This is a genomic window from Alteromonas sp. 1_MG-2023 (genome assembly GCF_030547075.1).
Classification (GTDB): Bacteria; Pseudomonadota; Gammaproteobacteria; order Enterobacterales; family Alteromonadaceae; genus Alteromonas.
In genome coordinates this window covers 1-8,366 of sequence record NZ_JAUOQH010000030.1, presented here as the reverse complement: position 1 = coordinate 8,366, position 8,366 = coordinate 1, and the positions used below count along the sequence as shown (strand labels likewise).

Sequence of the window (8,366 nt, the reverse complement as noted above, 5' to 3'; positions counted from 1 at the left end):
AAGTACATCTTCCCACTGCGACACATCCATAGGCCGCTGCGGCGGCTTGGTCATTTTAGGGGTGTTATTCAACGTGGAATTAGAAGAAACGAAGTAGCCAGATTTAGGCTTCGCTTCAACGTACATTTGAGACTCTAAAACCCGATAAGCCTCTTGTACTGTAGCGATACTAACGTGATGCTCTTTAGACAGTTGCCTTACCGAGGGAAGTTTATCCCCTTCCTCAAATAACCCACGATCTATTTGCGCTTTCAATTCACAGGCCAGCGACTCATACAGTGTCATTTGAATTTCCCAATATAGACAATAATCATACCAATAAGAATCATACAGACGATAACCATACAGATAACTATACCTTAACTTACTGCAAGGACTTACCATACAGTTATATTGGTATTTGAGCATACAGTCCTCTTTCCCACCCATCTGTATGGCTAATTTTTATCACCTTTGGCTCTAATGCATACACATTTTTAAATGTACTATTTTGTGGCGTTACTAAATAACGCCCATATATGTGCAGCTCAACTGTCGCTTATTGGTTTAAATAGAACATTAGAGGAAAGGAAAACCATGGAAACTTCGTTACTTTTTGCACTCGCCACCTTTGCTTTTGTTAGCACAGTAACGCCAGGCCCCAACAACTTAATGCTATTAGCATCTGGGGCGCAGTATGGTTACAAGAAGTCGATTCCACACATGTTGGGTATTGTTGTAGGGGTGGCAGGCCTGATGATTAGTACGCTTTTAGGCGTTGGGGCACTTTTCACTTTGTTTCCCGCCTTATATACCGTGCTAAAAGTATTGGGCATTGCGTACTTATTGTGGCTGGCGGTTAAAATTGCCACCGCCCCTACTGATGAAATTGAAATAAAGAAAACCACCCGCCAAGGGCCTCTTAAGTGGTGGGAGGGCGCACTATTTCAATTGATAAATCCGAAAGCTTGGATGATGGCATTGGCTAGCGTGGGCACATTTACGTTACCTGGCGAACACTATGCAGAATCTGGACTAGCTATTGTGTTAGCGTTTGCCTTAATCGGTTTTCCGTGTATTTCAATATGGGCTGCCGTGGGCGCAAAAATTAAAATTTGGCTTAGCTCGCCCATGCGCAGAAAGCGTTTCAACTTCACGATGGCTGCCGCCACCGCTGCTACATCGTTTATGATTGTGTAGCATCACGAATTATTCCGCGAGTATATTATTGTCATCAATAATGTACTCAAACTTCCTTGTCAAAACTCATGTAGCCCTCCCGAATGCAGTGGTTAAACACCCTAGTATCAAAATACACACCTGGGTATTAAAAAAAACACCCTTGAATCTAAATAGCATTTTACTGTAGTCCCCCTGTAGACTAAAATTTACACTAAAGTATTATATCAATACTGTTTTAAGTGAAGATTCGTCTTCAAAAAAGCTTTTTGGCGTTAGACATACGAATGAAAAGGAGATTTTTCGTTGTCAGTAGAAAAAAAAACCGTTCTGGTAGTAGATGATACACCTGAAAACATCGATCTACTCTCTGCAGTACTAAGCCCCTACTTTAAAGTTAAAGCGGCGATGAACGGCACGTTAGCTATAAAAATAGCTCAGAGTAAAAATAAACCGGATATCATTCTTCTGGACGTAATGATGCCTGACGTAGATGGTTACGAAGTTTGTCGCCAACTAAAAAAAGACGTTTCTACTGCCTCTATCCCCATTATTTTTGTGACCGCTAAAAGTGAAATAGAAGATGAGCAAAAAGGTTTTGATCTAGGCGCTGCTGACTATATTGCTAAGCCTATTAGTCCGCCTATTGTAGTGTCGAGAGTAAAAGCACAGATTGCTCTTTACGATCAAGCCCGTCATTTAGAAGCACTTGTCGCTCAACGAACAGAAGACTTACATCATACTCGTCTTGAAGTCATACGCCGCTTAGGGAAGGCCGCGGAATATAAAGACAACGAAACCGGAATGCATGTAATTCGCATGAGTTATTTCAGCAAGTTTTTAGCTGAAAAGCTTGACGTCTCTGAAGAGTGGATTGACCTTCTTCACAACGCAGCCCCCATGCATGATGTAGGAAAAATAGGTATTCCAGATTCTATTTTACTCAAGCCCGGCAGATTGGATCCGCAGGAATGGGAAGTTATGCAAAAGCACTCCCAGTTTGGATGCGAAATTATTGGCGACAGCGATGAGCCATTGTTGAACATGGCAAGAGAAATTGCACTTTACCATCACGAGAAATGGGACGGCAGTGGATACCCTCAGGGTATAGAGGGTGAAGCAATTCCTCTTTCTGCAAGAATTGTTGCTATTACTGACGTATTTGATGCGTTAACGAGTGAACGTCCTTATAAAAAAGCATGGACCGAAGAGCGTGCCATAGCGCTGATTGAATCTGAATCTGGAAAGCATTTTGACCCTAATCTTGTTCCATTATTTCTAGAGTGTTTGGAAAAAATAAGAGATATTCAGTCACGTTTCGGTGACGAAATATTTAAAGCCCGCGGTTAAGGTAGAATTGATGCTCGCTTCCGCTTTGACGCTTACCAGCAATTTTTTGTCGAGCTTCTTCCTTATGGCTGCCATGCTTTTTCGTAAACGGTTTTCGCATCATTCTGGCTACCATAGACAGGCTATTCGCTTTTGGCTTATTCCTATCTTCTTTTTATTATACTGCGTTTTACTACCGGTTTATGCACAGCAAAAAGTTGAAAGCCTTTCTCTTCATGATGGACTACTTAACCCTCAAGTGTATGACGTAGTAAAAGACGATGAAGGGTTTATCTGGTTCGGCACAGCAGATGGAATAAAACGATACGACGGCTATAAATTCACATCATTTCGACATGATAAGAATGCGCCTGCGTCACTGTCTAACAACAGCGTTGGCACCATGTTAATCGATAGCCAAGACAGGTTATGGATAGGAACATGGGGAGGCGGCTTAAACCTATATCAGCGAACAACCCAAAACTTTATACACTATGTTCAAGACGATGCTAACCCATCTTCTTTAGGCGGGAATAAGATTCAAGCCCTGTTTGAGTCACGTTCTGGCCAGATATGGGTAGGCACCAATGGCGGCGGTCTAAACCTTTTTAATGAAGCAGATAATGCGTTTGTTCGGTTTGTGAATTCACCAAACGACATAACAACGATTGGACACGATCGAGTTTGGAGTATTGCTGAGGATCCAGACGGCAATATTTGGGTGGGTACTTCCGAAGGGCTGTATCGAAAGTCACGTGAATCAGAAAGTTTTAAACGATTTGGTGATTCACCAGACGGATTAGACCATCCCGAAGTAAGAGCGGTTTATATCAACAAAAAAGGCCATATGTGGCTGGCTACCCGTAATAGCTTTGGTCGCTTTCATCCGAAAACGAACCGCTATTACCCAATGGAATTTCCCCCTGGCACCATACCTAGCATTACAAAAATCACCCCCTACGAAGACACTTTGTTACTTTCAACGTTCGCCGGTATTTTTAAGTTCAATACACGAAAAGCAAGCTTTGAGCCTGCCGCCGAAAATGGTGACTGGGCTCTTTTAGATAATCGCGATGTTCGCCAAGTCATGGTTGAATCCTCAGGCCTGCTGTGGGCAGCTACGCGCTATTCAGGCATAAAAAAGGTGTTTTTGAAACCTTCTCGATTTCAGGGGTGGACGGACATACTCAGTGACCAAATGTTATCTGGACTTTTTTCTCAGATAATTTCATTGGCACAAAAACCTAATGGTGAAATGTGGTTGGGTACCGGCAGAAGTTTGGTCAATTTTGATGGTATAGATAAGTTCACGCCACAAATGTCTGAAGAAAATTTAAATAATCTAAACCGACTCCGTATTGATAGCATGAGCTATGACGACAATAATGGATTATATCTTGGTACTGATTTTGGCCTTTACTATTTAGCCACACCTTCGAGCAACTTAGAGGAAATCTCTCTGGATTGGGCTGGTGGCCTTAATAATACGGTAGAGTGGGTGGAATACGACGCCGAAGGATGGCTATGGCTAATTTTGGCTAAGTATCGTCATGTAATACGGTGGAACCCAAAAACTAACGATGTGCAGCATTACCTTGATGAAGTTGATGCTGAATTTACCTTTGTAGATAAACAAAACAATGCTTGGGTGGGCACACAAGGTGAGGGCCTATTTAAAATTGTTCCTTCGACAGGCTTAGTCACCAACTATGACGCAAATGACAAAAACAACACATTAAATAGCAACCATATAAACGCTGCCCTACAAGCCAATGGCGATACCATCTGGTTCGCCACTAACCGAGGTTTAGAAAAATATACGCCGTCTACAGATCAATTTGAAACTATCAGTTTAGACATAGATGGTGTGGGTTTCGCCGTGCTGTCTGTAGTACAAGACAGTAAAGGCCTATTATGGCTAGCCACCGCAAAAGGTATTTATAGACTAAATCCCGAAAACAGTGTATTCCAATACTTTACGACTAACGATGGACTTCATAGCAATACTTTTCTTCCCCGCTCAGCAATACTCGCATCTGATGGCTTTATTTACTTTGGCAGCATTGATGGGCTAACGGGCTTCAACCCCAATGCGGTTAGCGCTAACGATGTGGTCCCCCCTATCGCTATTACCGGTGTAGAAATAGATGGCGAAGCAATATTTCCCGTACCTGATTCGCTTGTGCTTCCCAATGACTATAAGCAACTAACTATTACCTTTGCAGCCTTAGACTACCATGCGAGTGAGGACAACCAGTATCGTACCCGCTTAGTAAACTACTATAATACTTGGGCCGACATCACCGACCGACATTCGGTCTCGTTTGCTCGCATGCAACCTGATACTTACATCTTTGAAGTCATTGGAAGCAATAATCATGGCACATGGAACCTTGAGCCACAGACATTAACCTTAATTGTGCCACCTTTATGGTATCAAACATTATGGTTCAAACTATTAACGCCACTTGCCCTGTTACTTCTTGCTTATACGTTCTATTGGAATCGCGTGAAGCAGCATTATGCGACCGAGCGATATTTGTCTACTCAGGTAGAAAGACGAACACAGGATATTTTTGTCTTAGGTGACGTGGGTCGCGACCTTGCGGCCACTACAGATACCGAAAGTATTGCGAAGTTACTCTATCGACAATTAGATAAAGCACTTCAAGCCAGTAGTTTTATGGTGGGCTTGTTCCACCCAGAATCTCAGCATGTAAGTTTTATTTTCACGATGGTTGATGGTCAACTGATGCAACCCACGTCGCTGGATACCAGACGCATTAATGATCCCATCGCTTGGACCATAAATAACAAAAAGGAATTTATAGCCCAAAAACCCGAGCAGTGGACGCAATCCGATCTCAACCCTGCTTGCAGCTACAATGGCGAACTTACTCAATCTGCAGTATGCCAACCGCTAATGGCGGGTAATACCCTCCTAGGTGTAGTGGCGATACACGCTAATTCTCCAAAAGCCTTCGATACTTCACAAATTAATATTTTCCGTATCGCGTCTAGTTTTGCTTCTGTTGCTATCTCTAATAGTTTGTCTTTTGAAGAACTCGCCGAGGCTGAGCAGCGCTTAGAGTTAGCAATGTCTGGCGCCAATGCAGGTACTTGGGAATGGGATCCAGAAAGTGATACGTTAATAACGAATGCCGTATGGGCCTCAATGCTAGGCTATACCTGCGACGAATTAGTACTAAAATATGGTGCTGATTCCAATATTCTTAAATATTTAATTCACCCTGATGATAAGGAAAAGTGCGAACTTGGCTTAAGAAAACACCTTCGCTATGAAACGCAAGATTATCGCTGTGAATACCGAATAAAATGCGTAGATGGCTCGTATAAATGGGTATTGAGCGTAGGTCGCGCGGTTCGAGAGCACAGCGACACCCACTCTCTTAAGGTTTTTGGAATTCATCTTGATGTGAATACCGCAAAAGCGATGGAAACAGCCCTTAAAGAAGCAAAAGAAAAAGCGGAAAGTGCAACTCAAGCGAAATCAGACTTTCTATCCAATATGTCCCATGAAATCCGTACGCCAATGAACGCTATTATCGGGATGAGTCACCTAGCCCTGCAAACGCAGCTAAATACTAAACAACAAAATTATATTGAGAAAGTGCACAGAAGCGCCGAGCTACTGCTTGGTATTATTAACGACATTCTTGATTTTTCAAAAATTGAAGCAGGCCGACTAGAGATTGAAGCTATCCCTTTTGAGTTAGATGAAGTCCTCGAAAATATGGCGAATGCAATTTCGTTTAAAGCCGATGAAAAAGAAATCGAACTCTACTTTGATATTGCTGATGACGTACCTAAAACCTTCATTGGCGATCCTTTAAGACTAGGGCAAATTCTACTAAATCTGGGTAACAATGCGGTTAAGTTTTCAAAAGAAAATGGAGAAATTATTGTAGGGATAAAACTCATTAGCATGCACAGAGGGCACACTTGTATCGAGTTTTGTATAACGGACAATGGTATTGGTATGACGCCGGACCAAAAAGCAAAGTTATTCCAATCCTTTAGCCAAGCAGACTCATCTATTACGAGAAAATATGGTGGCACGGGCTTGGGGCTTGCGATATCTAAGGACCTCGTAGAATTAATGGGTGGAAAAATATGGGTTGAATCTCAAATAGATAAAGGTAGTAAGTTCTTTTTCACCGTGAATCTTGGCTATAGAGAAACTGATATAAAAACCGTTCAGCACCGTGTTAAGCCGCATTTGAACGTATTAGTTGTAGATGACAGTGAAACGGCTAGAGAAGTACTGCATAGCCAGCTTACAAGCTTTGGTATTCAACACCAACTTGTTAGCAGCGGTGGAGAAGCGATATCCGTACTTGAACAGCAACAGCATATTCAGCCATTCGATTTAATATTAATGGATTGGAAAATGCCTGTCATGGATGGACTTGAAACTGTTGCACGTATACGTCGTACTTCTTCAATTACCTACCAACCTAAAATAATTATGGTGACGGCATTTAATAGCAGAGACATGGAAGAAGAATCGAATGATCTCGATATTGAAATAGCCCTCACTAAACCCGTTACCGCATCGACATTATTAAATGCTGTGTCGCGCAGCGTAGGCCTCAGTAAAGTAGCAAACACTACCCTAAAAAATGCTACTGATTATGAGTCTTTAATTCAAGCACTCGGGGGGCTTCATTTACTCGTAGTAGAAGATAACGATTTGAACCAAGAGTTAGCATGTGAGTTACTTCATGCTGTTGATATTCAAACAACATTGGCTGAAAATGGCGAGGTTGCCCTCTCACTGCTCGAAACATTACGTTTCGACGGCGTTTTAATGGATTGCCAAATGCCGGTTATGGATGGCTATACAGCAACCAAAGAAATTAGAAAAAGACTGCAATTTCAACAGTTACCCATTATTGCCATGACAGCCAATGTTATGCACGACGACATCGCTAAAGTACATGCTTGTGGTATGAATGCACATATAGCAAAACCTATAAATATTAACACCATGTATAACACGCTTATGCGTATTCTTGCGCCCACTGAAGTCCATGCTTCTAATGAAATAAGTGCCCCTGTGAAAGTAGATTTTCCTGTCGAAACACTTGATGGTATCGATATTAAAAAAGGACTTTCATCATCAAACTACAACGGGGACCTCTATCAAAAGCACCTATTAAAATTTGCAGAAAAATATCGACAATTTGCAAATACGCTGAGTCAGTCAAGTGAAGATAGAAGTGAGGTAAATGTAACCCGAAAAATACATACTCTCAAAGGGTTAGCCGGAAGTATTGGTGCCCAAAAGCTTTATCACGACGCCGAATCGCTGGAGTTTGCCTATAGCAAGAATATTGGCACTAAAAAGGCCATGGCAACTATGCTAGATAGTTTAGCCCATGTAATACTAAGTATTGACTCGGCCGCTAATAAATTGAATTCAACAAATAATCATATTGATAGCAACATTGATTTAAATACGTTTAAGGCAACATTAGCGCAATTAAATGATTTACTAGACGATTACGATACGGAGGCAGTAAGTATTGTTGAGGAACTAATAAAAAATACAACAGGTTTATCGCCCCATCTTATGGATGAACTGCAAAATATAGAAAAAGCATTGAGACTTTACGACTTTGAGTCTGCCATTACCCATACATCTGCACTCGTAGACATGCTCAAAAGTTCAACCGGTGCGAAACACTAACAGCTCTATCATATGACTAAGTATACTGCTCTCATATTTTCAACTAATAAACTCTAGCTAATACGCTTATCAATTCGCCAAGCAATTTAATGCTTTGTGTACGAACCTCTTGCGAGCCATCTATAAAATTAAACCGTAGGCAATTGCGATACTTTCCAGTTGCTGA

The 8,366-nt window shown here is 41.7% G+C and carries 4 protein-coding genes; 3 read left to right on the top strand and 1 reads right to left on the bottom strand.

The features are described 5' to 3' along the window. Nucleotides 1–285, bottom strand: a 285-nt coding sequence (locus Q4561_RS19505; protein WP_303462925.1) for a winged helix-turn-helix domain-containing protein, incomplete at its 3' end; no start/stop codon positions are given. Nucleotides 286–576: 291 nt separating this feature from the next. Here Q4561_RS19505 and Q4561_RS19500 point away from each other — a divergent pair. The 3 genes from Q4561_RS19500 to Q4561_RS19490 all read left to right on the top strand — a co-directional run bounded on the left by Q4561_RS19500 (nt 577) and on the right by Q4561_RS19490 (nt 8,200). After that, the gene (locus Q4561_RS19500; protein WP_303462924.1) at nt 577–1,179 is read left to right on the top strand and encodes a LysE family translocator; all 603 of its coding nucleotides are present in this window, start codon (nt 577–579) and stop codon (nt 1,177–1,179) included. Nucleotides 1,180–1,464: 285 nt separating this feature from the next. Further along, a complete protein-coding gene (locus Q4561_RS19495) occupies nt 1,465–2,508 on the top strand; it encodes a two-component system response regulator (protein ID WP_303462923.1) in 1,044 nt (347 codons plus the stop codon). Between the two features lie 10 nt (nt 2,509–2,518). Continuing rightward, the gene (locus Q4561_RS19490) at nt 2,519–8,200 is read left to right on the top strand and encodes a response regulator (RefSeq protein ID WP_303462922.1); all 5,682 of its coding nucleotides are present in this window, start codon (nt 2,519–2,521) and stop codon (nt 8,198–8,200) included. The last annotated feature ends 166 nt before the right edge of the window (nt 8,201–8,366 follow it).

Excerpts from the sequence above, each read along its gene's own strand:
- Q4561_RS19500 (WP_303462924.1), top strand. The coding sequence starts at position 577 with ATGGAAACTTCGTTACTTTTTGCACTCGCCACCTTTGCTTTTGTTAGC.
- Q4561_RS19490 (WP_303462922.1), top strand. The coding sequence starts at position 2,519 with ATGCTCGCTTCCGCTTTGACGCTTACCAGCAATTTTTTGTCGAGCTTC.